The 698-nt window shown below is 58.6% G+C and carries 1 protein-coding gene; it reads left to right on the top strand.

Annotated features, from left to right (window positions below; genetic code table 11):
* The first annotated feature begins 53 nt into the window (after positions 1-53).
* Positions 54-689 (top strand): IS6 family transposase, encoded by a 636-nt coding sequence (locus D3D02_RS18235; protein WP_121571323.1) that lies wholly within the window; start codon positions 54-56, stop codon positions 687-689.
* Positions 690-698: the final 9 nt, after the last annotated feature.

Below are 698 nucleotides of genomic sequence, written 5' to 3'. Positions count from 1 at the left end.
GGCAGTGTTCAGATAAGGTCGAAGGACGAGGCGGACGTGAGTTCTTGGTGCCTATGCCAAAACCCACCCGCCTCATCGAAGCTAGCGACTTCCCGGAGTTAGAATTTGTGGAGCGAGAGGCGACACCCGAGTTGGCGATGAAGCTCGGTATCCAACTCCACTTGGCGGGATTGTCGCTGTCGGATACCGTCTCAGTTCTGGAGGGACTGGGTGTCGACCGGTGTCGCACCACCGTTCACAACTGGATACAGAAGGCCGATCTACAGCCGGCAGACGGTGTCGAGCCGGATCACGTCGCGGTTGACGAGACGGTGATCCAGGTCAACGACCAGCGCTACTGGCTGTACGCCGCCGTCGATCCCGCCACCAACCGCCTGCTCCACGTCCGACTGTTCCCGACCAGAACCCAGGCGCTAACCGAGATGTTCCTCGCAGAACTCACAGAGAAACATCTCGTCGACGACGCACTCTTTCTGGTCGATGGTGCGCCCTGGTTGCAGGCGGCCTGTCACCGTCACGGACTCCGATTTCAACATGTTACCCACGGAAATCGGAACGCCGTCGAACGCGTCTTCAAGGAGTTGAAACGCCGGACGAACGCCTTTGCAAACCACTTCAGACACGCCGACCCAGAAACCGCAGAAACGTGGCTCCAATCGTTTGCCGTTTGCTGGAACCAGCTAATCTGAACAATGCCG

This window comes from Halobellus sp. Atlit-38R (assembly GCF_003665925.1).
GTDB classification, from domain to species: Archaea; Halobacteriota; Halobacteria; order Halobacteriales; family Haloferacaceae; genus Haloquadratum; species Haloquadratum inordinatus.
The sequence above is the reverse complement of the archived record's forward strand: the minus strand, read 5'-3'. Positions and strand labels throughout refer to the sequence as shown.

Coding starts and splice junctions, on each gene's coding strand:
- D3D02_RS18235 (WP_121571323.1), top strand. CDS start 54: ATGCCAAAACCCACCCGCCTCATCGAAGCTAGCGACTTCCCGGAGTTA.